1 protein-coding gene is annotated in these 210 nt (G+C 71.9%); it reads right to left on the reverse strand.

Translation table 11 applies throughout. The features are described from left to right. A partial coding sequence (locus C7C46_RS33715) for an alpha/beta fold hydrolase (RefSeq protein WP_146259349.1) occupies positions 1-210 on the reverse strand: 210 nt, incomplete at both ends.

Raw genomic sequence — 210 nt, forward strand, 5'->3', positions numbered from 1 at the left:
CCAGGTGATCATGGGGACGATCGCGTCGACCCGACGGTCCTGCGCGGCCAGCAACAGTGCCAACCCGCCGCCGTACGAGCCGCCGACCACACCGACCTTCGGGTCACCGGCGGCGTCGGTGCGGATTTCCGGTCGGGCGGCCAACCAGTCCAGCAGCCGAGCCGCGTCGCGGACCTCGTAGTCGGGGCTGTCCAGGTGGATCTCGCCGCC

It is taken from the genome of Streptomyces tateyamensis (assembly GCF_003205575.1).
GTDB classification, from domain to species: Bacteria; Actinomycetota; Actinomycetes; order Streptomycetales; family Streptomycetaceae; genus Kitasatospora; species Kitasatospora tateyamensis.